Annotated in this window: 17 protein-coding genes and 2 tRNA genes; 9 read left to right on the top strand and 10 right to left on the bottom strand. The window is 63.5% G+C overall.

The window, feature by feature from the left end:
* Positions 1–3: 3 nt before the first annotated feature.
* A complete protein-coding gene (fabG, locus tag HMPREF2559_RS10150; RefSeq protein ID WP_066490495.1) occupies positions 4–774 on the top strand; it encodes a 3-oxoacyl-ACP reductase FabG in 771 nt (256 codons plus the stop codon).
* A gap of 73 nt (positions 775–847) precedes the next feature.
* Positions 848–1,156: a hypothetical protein gene (locus HMPREF2559_RS10145; RefSeq protein WP_141759173.1), complete on the top strand. Its 309-nt coding sequence runs from the start codon at positions 848–850 to the stop codon at positions 1,154–1,156.
* 3 nt (positions 1,157–1,159) lie between these two features.
* On the opposite strand, the gene HMPREF2559_RS10140 is transcribed toward HMPREF2559_RS10145, so the two are convergent.
* The 4 genes from HMPREF2559_RS10140 to HMPREF2559_RS10125 all read right to left on the bottom strand — a co-directional run bounded on the left by HMPREF2559_RS10140 (position 1,160) and on the right by HMPREF2559_RS10125 (position 4,145).
* Positions 1,160–1,783 (bottom strand): ATP-dependent Clp protease proteolytic subunit, encoded by a 624-nt coding sequence (locus HMPREF2559_RS10140; RefSeq protein WP_066490487.1) that lies wholly within the window; start codon positions 1,781–1,783, stop codon positions 1,160–1,162.
* 34 nt (positions 1,784–1,817) lie between these two features.
* Positions 1,818–2,402: an ATP-dependent Clp protease proteolytic subunit gene (locus HMPREF2559_RS10135; RefSeq protein ID WP_230384166.1), complete on the bottom strand. Its 585-nt coding sequence runs from the start codon at positions 2,400–2,402 to the stop codon at positions 1,818–1,820.
* Between the two features lie 217 nt (positions 2,403–2,619).
* Complete coding sequence (gene tig, locus HMPREF2559_RS10130) at positions 2,620–3,978, bottom strand: trigger factor (protein ID WP_066490482.1); 1,359 nt, start codon at positions 3,976–3,978, stop codon at positions 2,620–2,622.
* Between the two features lie 93 nt (positions 3,979–4,071).
* Positions 4,072–4,145, bottom strand: a tRNA-Pro gene (locus HMPREF2559_RS10125).
* A gap of 80 nt (positions 4,146–4,225) precedes the next feature.
* Between HMPREF2559_RS10125 and HMPREF2559_RS10120 the strand changes: the two genes are divergently transcribed.
* Positions 4,226–4,876: an HAD-IA family hydrolase gene (locus HMPREF2559_RS10120; RefSeq protein ID WP_066490480.1), complete on the top strand. Its 651-nt coding sequence runs from the start codon at positions 4,226–4,228 to the stop codon at positions 4,874–4,876.
* Here the strand turns inward: HMPREF2559_RS10120 and HMPREF2559_RS10115 are convergent.
* Entirely contained in the window at positions 4,869–5,696 is an 828-nt protein-coding gene (locus tag HMPREF2559_RS10115; protein ID WP_066490478.1) for an aldo/keto reductase, read from the bottom strand. The two genes, HMPREF2559_RS10120 and HMPREF2559_RS10115, sit on opposite strands and share 8 nt — an antisense overlap.
* Before the next feature lie 47 nt (positions 5,697–5,743).
* Positions 5,744–5,818, bottom strand: a tRNA-Gly gene (locus HMPREF2559_RS10110).
* Between the two features lie 151 nt (positions 5,819–5,969).
* On the opposite strand from HMPREF2559_RS10110, the gene HMPREF2559_RS10105 reads away from it, so the two are divergent.
* The gene (locus tag HMPREF2559_RS10105) at positions 5,970–6,758 is read left to right on the top strand and encodes a hypothetical protein (protein ID WP_070540622.1); all 789 of its coding nucleotides are present in this window, start codon (positions 5,970–5,972) and stop codon (positions 6,756–6,758) included.
* A 219-nt stretch (positions 6,759–6,977) separates the two neighbouring features.
* On the opposite strand, the gene HMPREF2559_RS10100 is transcribed toward HMPREF2559_RS10105, so the two are convergent.
* Positions 6,978–7,451: a ribose-5-phosphate isomerase gene (locus HMPREF2559_RS10100; RefSeq protein ID WP_066490477.1), complete on the bottom strand. Its 474-nt coding sequence runs from the start codon at positions 7,449–7,451 to the stop codon at positions 6,978–6,980.
* Between the two features lie 69 nt (positions 7,452–7,520).
* On the opposite strand from HMPREF2559_RS10100, the gene HMPREF2559_RS10095 reads away from it, so the two are divergent.
* Positions 7,521–7,922, top strand: coding sequence for a hypothetical protein (locus HMPREF2559_RS10095; protein ID WP_066490468.1), 402 nt, complete (start codon positions 7,521–7,523; stop codon positions 7,920–7,922).
* On the opposite strand, the gene HMPREF2559_RS10090 is transcribed toward HMPREF2559_RS10095, so the two are convergent.
* Entirely contained in the window at positions 7,919–8,539 is a 621-nt protein-coding gene (locus tag HMPREF2559_RS10090) for a mycothiol-dependent nitroreductase Rv2466c family protein (protein WP_210387034.1), read from the bottom strand. The two genes, HMPREF2559_RS10095 and HMPREF2559_RS10090, sit on opposite strands and share 4 nt — an antisense overlap.
* Before the next feature lie 89 nt (positions 8,540–8,628).
* Here HMPREF2559_RS10090 and pepN point away from each other — a divergent pair, with 89 nt between their 5' ends.
* Entirely contained in the window at positions 8,629–11,118 is a 2,490-nt protein-coding gene (gene pepN, locus HMPREF2559_RS10085; RefSeq protein ID WP_070540609.1) for an aminopeptidase N, read from the top strand.
* Between the two features lie 78 nt (positions 11,119–11,196).
* On the opposite strand, the gene HMPREF2559_RS10080 is transcribed toward pepN, so the two are convergent.
* Together HMPREF2559_RS10080 and HMPREF2559_RS10075 are read right to left on the bottom strand one after the other, a co-directional pair.
* Positions 11,197–11,928 (bottom strand): GntR family transcriptional regulator, encoded by a 732-nt coding sequence (locus HMPREF2559_RS10080; RefSeq protein WP_070540607.1) that lies wholly within the window; start codon positions 11,926–11,928, stop codon positions 11,197–11,199.
* A gap of 167 nt (positions 11,929–12,095) precedes the next feature.
* Positions 12,096–13,271, bottom strand: coding sequence for a cystathionine gamma-synthase (locus HMPREF2559_RS10075; protein ID WP_070540604.1), 1,176 nt, complete (start codon positions 13,269–13,271; stop codon positions 12,096–12,098).
* Between the two features lie 82 nt (positions 13,272–13,353).
* Between HMPREF2559_RS10075 and HMPREF2559_RS10070 the strand changes: the two genes are divergently transcribed.
* Genes HMPREF2559_RS10070 through chrA form a run of 3 tightly spaced genes read left to right on the top strand, consistent with a single transcriptional unit; the run spans position 13,354 to position 15,855 of the window.
* Entirely contained in the window at positions 13,354–14,331 is a 978-nt protein-coding gene (locus HMPREF2559_RS10070) for a mechanosensitive ion channel family protein (protein ID WP_070540600.1), read from the top strand.
* Positions 14,315–14,716 (top strand): globin domain-containing protein, encoded by a 402-nt coding sequence (locus HMPREF2559_RS10065; protein ID WP_070540597.1) that lies wholly within the window; start codon positions 14,315–14,317, stop codon positions 14,714–14,716. Before HMPREF2559_RS10070 ends, HMPREF2559_RS10065 begins: the two co-directional genes overlap by 17 nt.
* Positions 14,717–14,721: 5 nt before the next feature.
* A complete protein-coding gene (gene chrA, locus HMPREF2559_RS10060) occupies positions 14,722–15,855 on the top strand; it encodes a chromate efflux transporter (protein WP_070540594.1) in 1,134 nt (377 codons plus the stop codon).
* The last annotated feature ends 85 nt before the right edge of the window (positions 15,856–15,940 follow it).

Raw genomic sequence — 15,940 nt, 5'->3', positions numbered from 1 at the left:
GGCATGTTCTCCCTTAATAATCAGATTGCAGTCGTCACCGGTGCCGCGACGGGCATTGGTAAGGGCATCGCCTCCGCATTGTGCGAGGCTGGTGCCACCGTCGTCATCGCTGATCTCAACGAGTCGGCCGCGGCTGACACCGCCGCATCACTGGGTGCGCACTCGCGCTTCGTCGACGTGACCAAGCGTGAGACGGTCCGCGCGCTCTATGACTCCGTCGTCGAGGAATTCGGCCGCCTCGACATCGTGTGCTCCAACGCGGGTGTCTTCCCCAACGCGCCACTGGAGACCATGACGGATGAGCAGTGGGATGCGATGTTCGCCATCAATACGCATGGCACGTTCACCGTGGTGCAGGAGGCGCTGCCGCATATGAAAGCACAGCGCTACGGCCGCATTGTCATCACGACCTCGATCACCGGCTCCCACACGGGCTTCCCCGGTTGGGCACACTATGGCGCATCCAAGGCCGCGCAGCAGGGCTTCATGCGTTCCGCCGCGCTCGAGGTCGCCCGCGACGGCATCACCATCAACGGCGTGCTGCCGGGCAACATCCTGACGGAGGGCCTCGAAGGCCAGGGCGAGGAGTACCTCGCCGAGATGACCCGCGCCATCCCCATGCACCGCCTGGGCGACCCGCGCGATATCGGCAATGCCGCCGCGTTCCTCGCCTCCCGCGAAGCCGGCTACATCACGGGCCAAACCCTCATCATCGACGGCGGCCAGGTGCTGCCGGAGACCCCCGAAGCGATTCTGCCGCCGTACGAGGCTTAGACTTCTCTCCCGTTCTTATGCGATAGCGCACAAAGAGTCTTGTGCCGTGTTCGGTGTGCCCTGGGCAACCGCTATGACGCACAGCTCGTGCACCGCGTTCACGCCGTCCTATATCTGTGCGGTGTGGTGGCCCAAGGCGAATAAGGCGGGCGCGCTCGCCTCCATGCTCACTGGTGCTGTGGTGTCCGTGGGGTGGAATGCCCTGGGCCTCGACGCTGCGACGGGCTGGGACGCGATGGTTGCGGGCATCGGCAGCTCCACGCTGGCCATGGTTGTGGGGAACGCTGGCGACGCAGCGGCGCTACCCAGTGCCAGCTCGCATTCAGGCAGCACTGCGGGAGATCTAAAAAAGGGCGGCCCGAAGGCCGCCCTTGTGTCTTAGCGCTTAAGCGTTGAGCTTACGGTAATCAAACACCGTATCAATGAGACCGTACTCGACGGCTTCCTGCGCGGTGAGGATCTTGTCGCGGTCGGTGTCCTGGCGGACCTGCTCGGAGGTACGGCCGGTGTGGCGGGCCAGCGTGTCCTCCATGAGGCGACGCATACGCTCGATCTCGGCAGCCTCGATGGCGAGGTCAGAGACCTGGCCCTGGGTGCCTTGCGTGCGCGGCTGGTGGATGAGGATGCGGGAGTTCGGCAGGGCTGCGCGCTTGCCCGGGGCACCGGCGGCCAGCAGCACAGCGGCGGCGGACGCGGCCTGGCCCAGGCAGACGGTCTGCACGTCGGGGCGAACGTACTGCATGGTGTCGTAGATGGCCATCAGCGAGGTGAACGAGCCACCCGGGGAGTTGATGTACATCGTGATGTCGCGGTCGGGGTCCTGGGACTCGAGGACGAGCAGCTGCGCCATGATGTCGTTGGCGGAGGTGTCATCGACCTGGGTGCCCAGGAAGATAATGCGCTCCTCGAAGAGCTTGGAGTACGGGTTGGTCTCCTTGGTGCCCTGGGCGGACTGCTCGATAAAGGACGGCAGCACGTAGCGGGAGTTCGGCATCTGGAAATTAGACATAAAAGATTCTCCTTCTAAAAGAATGCGTGCCGGTTTAGAGATTGGACAGCGGGCCCTGAGCGGACTCGATGACGTGGTCGACGATGCCGTAGTCCTTGGCTTCCTGCGCGGTGAACCAGCGGTCGCGGTCGGAGTCCTTGGTGATCTGCTCGAAGGTCTGGCCGGTGTGTTCAGCGATGAGCTCGGCCATCTCGCGCTTGGTGGCGGCGAACTGCTCGGCCTGGATGGCGATATCGGCAGCGGTGCCACCCACGCCAGCAGACGGCTGGTGCATCATAATGCGTGCGTGTGGCAGAGCGTAGCGCTTGCCCTTCGTGCCGCCGGAGAGCAGGAACTGGCCCATGGAGGCAGCCAGGCCCATGCCGTAGGTGGCGATATCGCACGGCGAGTACTTCATCGTGTCGTAGATGGCCATGCCGGCCGTGACGGAACCGCCCGGGGAGTTAATGTAGAGCGAAATGTCGCGAGTGGGATCCTCAGCCGACAGAAGCAGGATCTGTGCGCACAGCTTATTCGCAATCTCGTCGTCCACCTGGGTGCCCAGGAAGATAATGCGCTCGCGCAGCAGGCGCTCGTAGACGCTATCGCCCAGGTTCATGCCTGCGCCCGGTGCCGTCATAGTGATGTCAGACACTTCTAATCAGTCTCCTTCGTACGTGTTCTTTTCCGCTTTGCCGCCGCAGCGAAAACCACGACGCGAAAAGCCAATGGCACCACCCTACCGCGCTTTGGTCGCCAAGAACCCCTCGAAAGGGCCTTGTTCGCTATGAGCGTTACGCCAGCCGCGTAGGCATGCAAAAAGCCCGGGCTGCAGCCCGGGCTTTCAGCGTGAAGGATTAATCCTCAGCGTTCGCTGCGGTCTCCTCGTCTTCTTCGATCTCGCCGAAGTACTGCTCGACGTCGACCTTGGTGCCGTCCTCGTCCTTAGCATCAACGCGGCAGATGGAGGCCGCGAGTGCCTTGCCACGGCGGACGTCGGCAAACAGGTTGCCGATCTGGCCGTTGGACTGGATCTGCTGGATGAACTGGTTCGGGTCCATGCCGTAGGACTGTGCGGTGAACAGGATGTGATCGGTGAGCTCCTGCTGGGAGACCTCCGGCTCTTCCTTGTCAGCGACGGCGTCCAGGAACAGCTGGGTGCGCACGGACTCTTCAGCCTGCTCGCGGGACTCCTTGTCGAACTCCTCGCGGGTGGTGCCCTGTGCCTCGAGCAGCTGGGCGAGAGCCTTCTCGTCGTGTGCGAGCTGGCCCAGGACTTGGTGCAGCTGAGCGTGAACCTGCTCGTCCACGATGGACTGCGGCAGCTCGAAGGACACCTGCTCCATGGCAGCCTTGAGGACCTCGTCGCGGATGGCAGCAGCCTGCTCGGACTTCTTGGACTCCTCGACCTGGCCCTTGGTGGCCTCGCGCAGCTCCTCGATGGTGTCGAACTCAGACGCCATCTGAGCGAACTCGTCGTCGAGGTTCGGCAGCTTGCGCTCCTTGGACTGAACGACGTGGACCTTGATGGTGGCCTCTTCGCCCTTGTGCTCGCCGGAGTTGATCTCAGCGGTGAACTCGTTGTCCTCGTCGGTCTTCATGCCGCGCAGTGCGGTGTCGAGGCCCTTGATGAGGTCGTCGTCGCCGATGCGGTAGGACAGGCCCTCGGTGGACGCGTCCTCAATCTTCTTGCCGTCGATCTCGGCGGTGATGTCGATGATGGCGTAGTCGCCGGTCTTCATCTTGCGCTTGGTGTCCTTGAGCTCACCGAAGCGCTCGGCGAGGTTCTCCAGAGCCTCGTCCACGGCGGCATCGTCAGCAACGATGGCCGGAACGGTGACGGCGATCTTGGAGAAGTCCGGAACCTCGATCTCCGGGCGGACGTCGACCTCAGCGGTGAACTCGACAACGTCGTTGTCCTCGATCTTGGTGATGTCGATCTCCGGCTGGCCGATGACCTTGAGGTCGTTTTCAACGACGGCCTGCTCGTAGCGGGTAGGCAGCATGTCGTTGACGACCTGCTCGAGGATGGGGCCGCGGCCGATGCGCGCATCGATAAGCTGGCGCGGCGCCTTGCCCTTACGGAAGCCCGGGATCGAGACCTGCTGCGCGATGGCAGCGTAAGCCTGCGCGATCTCCTTGTCCAGCTCCGAGAACGGAACGTTAACGGTCAGCTTGACGCGAGTATCGCTCAGCTTGTCGACGGTGGTCTTCACGGAAAACTCTCCTGCGGGTAGTTAGTAGAATGTACGGCTCACAAGTGTACTAAAGGGGTCCAAGACTCTTCGTCTTGGACCCCTTCTTTTACGTCGGGACGACAGGATTTGAACCTGCGACCCCCTGCTCCCAAAGCAGGTGCGCTACCAAACTGCGCCACGTCCCGCGACCCGCCGAAACGGGTTCATCGCGCAAGTCTACTGGGTGTAGCGCCGTTTGCGGAAACCGGCAGCTAGTCTGGCAAACATGGCGATTTTATTTATCGATGTCGACGGCACGCTCGTCAACTCCTATCCCGGCATCGCCGCGTGCATCCGCGCGACCATGGATGAGCTCGGCCTGCCCCAGCCTTCCGATGCCCAGCTCCACCGGCTCCCCGGGCCCCCACTGCGCGATACCCTCGCGGCCTGGGGCTATGCTTCCGATGCCGTCGAGCGTATCTACGCCGCATTCCACCAGGTGTATGACACGTCGGGGTGGAAGTGGACCACGCTCCACGAGGGCTGGGCGGACGCCCTACCTCGGTGGAAGGCGGCGGGCCACACGCTGTGCACGGCGACAAGCAAGGGCGACACCGTCACCACACTCATCCTGGACCAGTTGGGTGTCCTCGAGCACTTCGACTTCATAGGCGGCGCCGACGACGAGGGCGGCACGCGCAAGCGCAAGCGCGAGGTCATCGAGTGGGTCCTTGATTCCATGGACTTACGCGGCCACGAGTCCAAGATCCTCATGATCGGCGACCGCTCCCACGACACGGAGGGCGCCCGCCCACTCGGCATCGCGACGGCGCTCGTGGGCTGGGGCCACGGCAGCCAGCCCGAGTTCGACGACGCGGATTTCTTTGCGCCGGACTTCCCAGCGCTCGAGGCTATCGTCGCCGGATGGACTAGTTAAAGTCGTTCGGGTGCGGGCCGCCGCGGCCGTCCTCGCCGCGATCCAGGCTCGTGATACCCGCCATCTCGTCCTCGGTGAGTTCGAAGCCGAAGACGTCGAAGTTCTCTGCGATGCGCTCCTTGTGCGCGGACTTCGGGAAGACGATGACGCCATTCTGCAGCTGCCAGCGAATAAGCACCTGTGCTGGGGTGACACCATGGGCCTCAGCCGGACCGGTGACCTCGGGCTGCTCCATAATGTCGGTCTTGCCCTGACCCAGCGGACCCCACGACTCGATCTTGATGCCGTGTGCACGAATGCCGTCGAGCTCGCGCCAACGCTGAAGGTACGGATGCAGCTCGACCTGATTGACGGCTGGCGTCTCCTCGGTATTGAGCTCGAGTTCCTCAATGTGGCCGAGCTCGAAGTTCGCGACGCCGATGGACTTGACCTTGCCGGCCTTCTTCAGCTCGATGAGCTGCTTCCACGCTTCGACGAAGGTGTCCTTCTCCGGGGTCGGCCAATGGATGAGGTAGAGGTCGACGTAGTCGAGGCCCAGCTTCCGCAGTGACTCGTCCAGCGCCGCGGCGGCGTCGGTCTGGCGGTCATTCCACAGCTTCGTGGTTATGAACAGCTCCTCGCGCGGGATGCCGGACTCGGCGATGGCCTGGCCCACGCCCTCCTCGTTACCGTAGATGGCTGCGGTATCGATGTGGCGGTAGCCCACGCGCAGCGCCTCGGCCACAAGTTCCGCGGTCTGCTCTGGGTCGACCTTAAACACACCAAAGCCCAGCTGAGGGATAGTATTTCCGTCGTTTAACTTGATATTCGGTACAGTCATGCGGCCTAGAATACGCCAAAACCCCGGCCGAAACCGGGGTTGAAAGTTGGAGGGAATGACGGGAATCGAACCCGCGTCTTCAGCTTGGAAGGCTGAGGTATTAGCCACTATACGACATTCCCATGCCGTCAAACGCGTGCGCGTAACGTGCTGCTCAACACTTTAACGCATGGCACGTGGAATTGAGAAAACGGGAACTCAGGAACCCAGCTAATCGTTATAGTGGGCAGGAAGAACATACTTTTAAGTACATGGGAGTGAGTGGTCTACAACATGACGGGCCTCATTATTATCCTCGCGGCCGTCGGAGGCGCAGTGTGGTTTGTCTCGAGCCGTTCGAAGAAGAACACCGCGGCCATCGAGCAGCAGAGCTTTGAGGACGCAATCGCAGACGCGCGCCGCTGGACCGAGCGCCTCGGCGGCCAGGTCATGAACCTCTCCGGCACGGACACCGCCTCTCAGCAGGCGATGGCTGATGCTTCGGAGCGTTTCACTGCGGCGAATTCCGCACTCGCCAGCGCCACGACGACCAAGCAGGCGAACCTCGCGCGCGAGTCCGCGCTCGAGGGCCTGCACTACGTCAATGCCGCCCGCGAGATCATGGGAATGCCTTCCGGCCCGCAGCTCCCGCCGCTCGAGGGTCAGCGTCAGGCTGGCCGCGTCACGGAGGAGCGCACGGTCGAGCTCCAGGACGGCCAGACGATTACCGCCTCGCCGTACGCCTCGGCGAATACCCCGAACTACTACCCCGGCGGCACCGTCGCTGGCCGTCCGGTCCCCGCTGGCTGGTACTCGCGTCCATGGTGGGCCGATGCTCTGAGCACCGGTGTGTGGATGATGGGTTACTCCATGATGTTTAACGCTATGTTCGCGGGCATGTCCGGTATTGGCTACTCGGCCGCAGCCGCAGAGTCCGGCGCCTGGGACGGCGGCGGCGACATGGGAGACATGGGCGGCGGCGACATGGGCGGCGGCGAAGATGACGGCGGCTTCTTCGACGGCCTCTTTGGTGGCGGCGACGGAGACGGCGGCGGCCTGTTCGACATGGACTTCGACTTCTAAGCCCCGTCCCCCAAGTCAACACAAGCGCCAGGGTTCTTGGAGGCCCCCTTAGCTTTGGGTTTATGGCGCTTCAGGCCGACTCAGACCCCTCGAAACGCAACAAACCCAAAGCTAAGCCTCGTGCCGTTTGGGGACGTCGAAATGATAAAACCCACTGCCACGCACGGAAAACGACGAAAGCGCCAGCGAAAGCTGGCGCTTGAGTCATATTCGGGGCGATTAGGCCTCCGGAAGCTCCGGGGCGATGCCGGTGCGCTCGTACTCGGCGAGGATGTCGATGCGGCGCTGGTGGCGCTCGGCGCGGGACCATTCCTGATCGAGGAAAGCGTCGACGATGGCGAGTGCCTCTTCCTCGGAGTGCATGCGGCCACCGATGCCAATGAGCTGAGCGTTGTTGTGCTCGCGTGCAAGGCGGGCGGTCTCCGGGGACCACGCGAGGGCACAACGAGCACCCTTCACCTTGTTCGCAGCGATCTGCTCGCCGTTGCCGGAGCCACCGAGCACGATGCCGAGCGAACCCGGATCGTTGACGGTGCGCTGGGCGGCGTCGATGCAGTATGCCGGGTAGTCATCCTCGGCATCATAAGCGTGGGCGCCACAGTCAATAACTTCGTGGCCTTGGTTCTTCAGGTGTTCAGCAATGACGTTCTTCGTCTCGAACCCTGCGTGGTCTGCTCCTAGATATACGCGCATGACCACGATGGTACCGCAACCGCTCAGTTCCGCTGCGCAAACTCAAACATTGCGGTAAACGTAAGTGTCATGACGCGCTACCTCACGACCACGCTCATCCTCTTCGCCGTGTGCTTCGCTGCGGGGATCGGGACGCTCATCGTCACGAGCCTGCCCAACTATCGGGGATTTCTCATCGGCTGGGTCCTCGCCACGCTCGCCAACCTAGGCCTCGTGGTCGCCGTAGGCTACGCACTGTTCAGCAAGCGCTTTGACAAGGGCGCACGCACCCACGCCCAGCTCTTGGTCGCCTTCATCGTGGGACTCATCGGCACCGCGTCCTGGGCGAGCTGGGTGCTGGCCGCGTGGGAGGAATACCAGGCGCAGCAGACCCTGCCGATTATCAACATCGCGGGCCTGCCCTCGCTACCCTGCACGGTCATCGTGGTGGTCATCCTCGCCACCGCAGCATGTCGAGCGCGTAAGCGCTAGTTGTCGCGCACCTGCGGCATTTCGGTGCGGGTGCGCTTGATCTCGAAGAAGTACGGGTACTGCGCGAGACGCACGGCGGCATCGAAAATCTCGCCGGCCTCCTCGCCGGCCGGAATGCGGGTAATGACGGGGCCGAAGAAGGCCGTATCGCCCAGCTTGACCACCGGGGTGCCGACGTCGTCGCCGACCTCGGAAATACCTTCATGGTGGAACGTGCGAAGGTCCTCGTCGACCTCCTCCGTATTGGCGACGGAAGCAAACTCTGCGGGAAGGGCGGCATCGGCAAGCGCGGCTGTGATGATGTCGTCGTAGGCGCCGTAGCCCTTCTTGCCGCCCTCGCCGGCGCCGTGGATGCGGGTGCCCATGGCGGTGTAGTAGGCGTCGATCTTCTCCGGGGCTTCGAGCATGATCTTCGCGGCGACGCGGGCCGGGCCCCAATTCGCCTTCATCATCTCCATGTAGTCCGGGTCCAGGTCGCGGCCGTCGTTGAGGACGGAGAGCGACATGGGCTTGAACTCGACGCTAATATCGCGGACCTTCTCCACTTCCTTCATCCAGCGGGACGTGGCCCACGCGAACGGGCAGGTGCAATCGAACCAGAAGGTAACGGTCTGCATTATTTCTCCTAAAAAATGGTGTGCGTTATCGTTCCCCCAGACTAATGTGGGTAGCGTTACTTTTCACACAAAATTTCGGAGGAACCCCAATGACCTCGGTTAATCTCACCCGCTCGGAGGCGCAGGCCCGCGCAGCCCTCGTCACAGTTGAGCACTACGACGTAGACCTTGATATCACCGGCGAGAAGCAGTTCCGCTCCCGCACCACCGTATCGTTTACGGCGAAGGAGGACGGCTCCACGTTCATCGATCTGCGTGGGGATTCTGCCACCGCAACCTTGGATGGCGAGGCCATCGACTTCGAGTACGACCCCACCTACGGCATTCCGCTGGAGCTGAAGAAGGGCGCGCACGTCCTCGAGGTCGACGCACTCATCACCTACTCGCGCACCGGCGAGGGCCTGCACCGCTTCGTGGACCCGGCCGATAACCAGCCGTACCTCTACACCCAGTTCGAAACGGCCGATGCCAAGCGCGTCTTCGCCTGCTTCGACCAGCCGAACCTCAAGGCGACGTACTCGCTGTCCTTTACGGCCCCGAGCGACTGGACGATCATCACCAATGGCCCCGTTGAATTTGATGGGACTCGCTGGCACTGCGAGATCGACTACCCGCTCTCCACGTACCTCGTTGCCTTGTGCGCGGGTCCCTACTACCGCGTCTCGGATGTGTGGGAGGGCACGCTTACGGAGCACCCGGAGGGCCAGCCCGCGCAGGAGCTCACGGTGCCGCTGGGCATCTACTGCCGCCAGTCCCTCAAGGACTCCCTCGACGCCGAGCGCCTGTTCACGGAGACCAAGCAGGGCTTCGACTTCTACCACCGCAACTTCGGTTACGCCTACCCGTTTGGCAAGTACGACCAGATCTTCGTGCCGGAATTCAATGCGGGTGCGATGGAGAACGCCGGCTGCGTGACCATTCGCGACGAGTACGTCTTCACCTCGCCGGCGACGCACTACAAGTACGAGCGCCGCGCGGACACCATCCTCCACGAGCTCGCCCACATGTGGTTCGGCGACCTCGTGACCATGGAGTGGTGGGACGACCTGTGGCTCAACGAGTCGTTTGCCACCTGGTCCGCGGCCATCTCCCAGGCGGAGGAAACCCAGTACGACACCGCCTGGGTCACCTTCGCCAACGTGGAGAAGTCCTGGGCCTACCAGCAGGATCAGCTGCCCACCACGCACCCCATCTCCACGGATGCGTCTGATATCGAAACCGTCGAGCAGAACTTTGACGGCATCACCTACGCCAAGGGCGCCTCGACGTTGAAGCAGCTGCAGTCCTACGTCGGCCGCGAGAATTTCCTGGCAGGCGTACGCCGTCACTTCGCCGCGCATGCGTTCAGCAACGCGACCTTCTCCGATTTGCTGCAGCACCTCGAGGAGGCCTCTGGTCGCGACCTGTCCTTCTGGGCGCAGCAGTGGCTCAAGACCACGGGCGTCAACACGGTGAAGCCTGCCTTTACCGTGGAGGACGGCAAGTATGCTTCATTCTCTGTTGAGCAGTCCGGCGACACGCTGCGCACGCACCGCCTCGCGGTCGGCCTCTACAACGTGGTCGACGGGGCTGTCACCCGTGTCCGCCGCGAAGAACTCGATATCGATGGTGCCTCCACGTCGGTGGACGCCCTCATTGGCGCCGAGAAGGCAGACTTCGTCCTCGTCAACGATGACGACCTCACGTACGCACTTATCGAGTTTGATGAGGACTCGCTCGCGTTCGCTATCGAGAACATCGACAAGTTCGTCGATCCCATGGCCCGCACGCTGTGCTGGTCCGCGGCGTGGGAGATGACCCGCGGCGGCACCATGCGCGCCCGCGACTTCGTGGCGCTCGTCGCCCGCGGTGCGTCCGCAGAGACGGAGCTCGCCGTCCTCGAACGCATCCTTATCCAGGCGGTATCCGCCCAGCGGCAATACGCCGATCCCGCCTGGGCAGCGAGCGATGAGACCCTTGCATCTGCCCTGCTCGACGGCGCACAGAACCCGGACGCACAGCGCTCCCTCATCTTCGCTCAGGCGCTCACCTCGCTCGAGCTTTCCGATGCCGCCCGTTCCTACCTGCAGGGCCTCCTCGCCGACTCCGAGGACCAGGGCTTGCGGTGGAAGGCACTCGCGGCATTGGCGGCGGCTGGCGAGGACATGGAGGACGCGGTGACTTCGGAGCTTAAGCGCGATAACTCGGCACTCGGCGTCCAGGGCGCCATCCGTGCCCGCGCTGCCGTCAACACGCCAGAGAATAAGCGCGCGGTCTACGACGAGATCGTCGCCGGCGACCTGGGCAACCGCGAGCTCGAGTCCAAGCTGGCGGGTCTCACGTCACCGGGCTCGGAGGCGCTCCTGCCCACCGCAGAGTTCTACGACGTCGCGGAGAAGATCTGGGGCGCGCAGTCCTCCGAGGTCGCACAGACCACCGTCTCCGGCTTGTTCCCTCGCTGGGACGTCACAGAGGAAGGCCTCAAGCGTGCCGATGAGTTCCTCGCGCGCGAACTGCCCGGTGGCCTGCGTCGCAGCGTCACCGAGGACCGCGACCGCGTCGCCCGCGCACTGCGCAACCGCAGGTTTGACGCGTCCTGATGTACTGGGGGCCGCGTGGGATCATCGACTCCCCTCTCGCCGGCCGCTGCGGCGCTCGTCGGCGGGACTGCTGCCGTTCTAGACAGACTCGAGCGTTGCGGCGGGCCTGTCGCCGACGACGACGGCGACCGTGACGGCATCGGAACGCAAGGTCTCTTCTGAATGCTCGACGACGCGCCCTTCGCTGCCCCACACCGTACGGGAAAGGCGCAGCACCGGCTGTGTCCGGCCGATGAGCAGGTGCGACTGCTCGTCCTCGGTGGGCAACGCCGGGGTGACGAGCTCGCGCTTGAGCACGCCCAGACTGTTCATCATGCCTTCCAGATCGCTGCTTGCGAGGTCCGGGAAGAACTCCACCGGCAGGTAGTGCATGGCAAGGCTCACGGGAGACAGCTCCGTGGAGCGCAGGCGCCACAGCGCCCACACTTCGTCGTTGTCGTCGATCTCCAGCTGCGCCGCGATATGGCGCGGAGCAGTGGTGCGTTGGAAATCGAGAACGCGCGTCTGCAGCGCGGTTCCGCGGCTGCTGAGCTGCGGGTAGATGTCGTCGAGCGTCGTGAGCTCGGCGACCGGCGGAATGGACCGTACGAAGGTTCCACCTGTGCGACCGCGGCGACGATCAATGAGTCCCTCAATTTGAAGGATGTCCAAGGCATGACGAACTGTCATGCGGGCCACGCCGAACTCCTGAACCAGCTCTCGCTCAGTGGGTAAGCGGTCTCCGGGGCGCAGCTGGCCTGTCTCAATCTTCTCGCGCAATGCGTCAGAGATGAGCAAGTATGCGGGCTTGCGTCGTTGGATAGCAGTCACGCATTAAGAATAGCCAATAAAAAATGATCCCCCTAACTAAGGCCCGCTTAAAACTGCCTTAAGTTCAAGATTTAAAGGCTTAGAAATCTCTACGCAATCCACTCGGTGAGATATAGACCGGCCAGGTGTCATGCCAGCCATCCGAGCGAGATTAAGAGACATTTAATCTAGTCTAAAGCGTCGAGCGCCTGGCGCAGATCCTCGAGCAAGTCCTCACTATCCTCGATGCCGATCGACAGACGCACAAGGTCCGCCGGCGGCACGAGTTCGGAGCCCTCCGCCGACACATGCGTCATGCGCTGCGGATGCTCCACGAGCGACTCGACACCGCCCAGCGATTCTGCGAGAGCAATGAGCCGCGTGTTGAGACAGAACTGCGTCGCATGCTCGGGCTTGTGGAAGCGCACCGACATCATGCCGCCGAATCCGCGCATCTGCTTCGCCGCCAGCTCGTGGCCCGGGTGCGACGCCAGCCCCGGATAGAGCACCTGCTTCACCTCCGCGCGCGCCGCAAGGAACTCGGCCACCGCCTGAGCGTTCTGACAGTGGCGGTCCATGCGCACCGCAAGCGTCTTGATACCCCGTGCAGTGAGGTACGCATCAAACGGCGAGGCCACCGCGTCCGTATTGCCCTGGAAGTAAAGCAGGCGCTCGTCCATCTCCGGATCATTGGTCACGACCGCGCCGCCGAGGACGTCCGAGTGCCCACCCAGATACTTCGTGGTGGAGTGGAGCACGTGGTCCGCACCGAGCGCCAACGGGTTCTGGAGGTACGGGGTCGCAAAGGTGTTATCCACAACAACAGCAGCGTTGCCCTTCACCGCCGCGACGGCCGCGATATCCGTAATGTTCGTCGCCGGGTTCGTAGGCGTTTCCAGCCAGATGAGCTTCGTGTTGTCCTTGATGGCCGCGCGCACCGCCTGCACGTCGGTAGTGTCGACGATGCTGAGCTCGACGCCCCAATCGCCGTAGTCATTGTGGAGCAGGCGGTACATGCCGCCATAAGCGTCGTTGCCGAGGATGACGTGCGCGCCCGGGCGCAGGATGATGCGCAGAAGCGTATCCACGGCCGCCATGCCAGAGGAGAACACGCGCGCGTACTGCGCGTCCTCGAGCGCGGCGAGCGTCTTCTCCAGAGCACGCACGGTCGGGTTAGCCACGCGTCCATACTCGAAGCCGCCACGCAGTTGCGCCAAGCCGTCTTGTTCGAACGTCGTGGACGCGTAGATGGGCACGTTGATAGAACCCATATGGCTATCCGGCTGGTATCCGGCGTGGATGGCACGGGAATGGAAGCCGCGCGCGAGTTGTGCGCGGCGCTCGTGGTTGCTCGGCTCAGTCATGCACGCAAGCCTAGACCAAGCTGTCCATTTTTCGCGTACCTTTCCGCCTTTTATATTCACCCTGGCGTACACTAGGCGGACGATGATTCTCGCTAAAAACACTGCAACCGACACCGTCACCGCGGTTAACTCGTGGTGGTCCAATCCCGATACCCGTGCCTGGCTCGTGGAAAAGCCTCTGAAGATCCTGCTCATCATTCTCATTGCGCTCGTTCTGCATTGGCTCTCGCGCCGGCTCATCGACAAGCTCGCACGCAAAGCGCAGAGCTCGAACGGTTCGCGCCCGCCGCTGCTACGCAACGTACGCAAGCCCAAGTCCAAGCAACAGGCCCAACTGCGCTCCCTCGACGAGACGCACGAGAAACGCCGTATCTCCCGCATTAAGACGCTCGCTGGCGTCGCCCGCTCCGCCGTCGCCATCGTCATCTGGGTCTGGGCCGCCATGACCATCCTCGCCGAAATCGGCGTCAACGTCGCCCCACTCATCGCCTCGGCCGGCGTCGTGGGCGTCGCCATCGGCTTCGGCGCCCAGTCGCTTATCAAGGACTTCCTCTCTGGCATCTTCATGCTCCTCGAGGACCAGTACGGCATCGGCGACACCATCGATCTCGGCAACGGCGTCTTCGGCGACGTCGAGGACATCACGTTGCGCATCACCACCGTCCGCGACATGGACGGCGCGCTGTGGTACGTCCGCAACGGCGAGATTCTCCAGGTCGCCAACCACTCGGATGGCTACGCCATTGCCCGCATCGAGGTACCCATCAGCCTGTCCAACGACATCGATGATGCCCAAGCTGTCATCGCGGCATCGGCAGCACGCGCGGCGGACGAGGAAGCCGTCTCCGGGCTCATCCTCGAGGCCCCAAACATGCTCGGCGTCTCGAGCGTCGAGCCTGACTATGCCACCGTGCGCATCGTGACCAAGACCCTCCCCGGCGCCCAATGGCAGGTTCAGCGCTTCATCCAGGGCGAGATCTGGGAAGATATGCAGAAGAACGACATCAATACCCCCTACCCCCACGGCAAAGGAATCCCCAATTATGACGACGCCGAATAGCGCTGAGTCCGTCTACGACGCCATCGGCGGCGACGCCACCTTCGACAAGCTTGTCGCGGGCTTCTACGCGCAGGTGCCCGACGACGACATCCTCGCGCCCATGTATCCCAAAGACGATATGGAGGGCGCGCACAACCGTCTCAAGTGGTTCCTCGCGCAGTACTGGGGCGGGCCCCAGGAGTTCAGCGAAAACCGCGGCCGCCCAGCCCTGCGCATGCGGCACGCCCACTTCCACGTGGACCGCGCCGCCGCCCTGCGCTGGCTCGAGCTCATGAATAACTCGCTCGCCCAGATCGACGAGGAGACCATTCCCCCGGCCTACCGTCACATGCTCACCGACCACTTCGAACGCGTCGCTGGCATGCTCGTCAACCAGCCGGACTAACCCACATGTCCGCAGACATCCGGCGCTCCTTCTTCCCGCTGGGCTGGACGTCTTTCGGCGGCCCCGCGGCTCACCTCGGCTATTTCCGGACCGAGTTCATCGGCCGGCGCGGCTGGCTCACCGAGTCTTCCTATGCGGACCTCGTCGCGCTCTCGCAGTTCCTGCCCGGCCCCGGCAGCTCCAAGGTCGGCATGGCGCTCGGCTACCATCGCGGCGGCTGGGCCGGGTTTATTGCCGCCTGGTTCTGGTTCACGCTGCTCTCGGCCCTCATCATGGCCGTCTGTGGCCTCGCCTTCCGCGACGCCCAGCTTGCCGATCCCCCCTTCCTCACCGGTCTGCTCGCCGCCGCAGCAGGCGTCGTCGCCCACGCCGTCTACGGCATGGCCCGCAAGCTGCTCTCTACCCCACTCACGTGGGCGCTTGCGATTGCCACTTTCGTTGCGCTGTTCTGGCTTTCCCACATAGTCCCGCTCCTCCTCGCAGCGGGTCTCGGAGCCGCGTTCCTCCGCCGGCCACAACTTACTGGCGCACCCGAGCTGCGCCCCGTCACCGCCCGCGCCGGTTGGAGCGCGCTCGTTGCCTTCTTCGCACTGCTCGGTGGGCTGGCCGCCGGCGCGCTCACCGGGAACTGGTGGGCGACACGGCTGAACGCCTTCTACCAAGCCGGCGCCCTCGTCTTCGGCGGCGGACACGTCATCCTGCCGCTGCTCGAGGATCGCTTCGTCGCCACCGGATGGATGAACCCCGCTGAGTTCTTCGCCGGCTACTCCATCGCCCAAGGTTTACCCGGGCCGCTCTTCACATTTGCGACCTACGTCGGCGCCGTCGATCGCGGAATCCTCGGTGCAATCGTCGGCACCGTGATGATCTTCCTTCCTGGCGCCCTCCTCATGGTCGCGGGACTCTACTTCTGGTCGCGCTGGCGCACGCTTCCGCGCATGCGCGGCGCCTTCGCTGGCGTCAATGCCGCCGTCGTCGGGCTGCTCACCCACGCGCTCTGGGATCCCATCATCACCCACGGCGTGACAGGCTGGGCCACCGCTCTCATCGCTGTGGCCGCCTTCGCAGCACTCTGGTTCAAGGCCCCGGCGTGGTCCGTCGCGGTCGGCGCGGCTCTTGCCGGCTGGGTTCTTCTTTAGTCTGCGAAACTGGTCTCCTGGGGTTCGGGCAGCGGGATGAGGTTGCGCTCGGTGGCGAGCTGTTCGGTGCGCTGGGCAATGGTCT

It is taken from the genome of Corynebacterium sp. HMSC072G08, from assembly GCF_001809185.1.
In the GTDB taxonomy this organism is placed as follows: Bacteria; Actinomycetota; Actinomycetes; order Mycobacteriales; family Mycobacteriaceae; genus Corynebacterium; species Corynebacterium phoceense.
The sequence above is the reverse complement of the archived record's forward strand: the minus strand, read 5'-3'. Positions and strand labels throughout refer to the sequence as shown.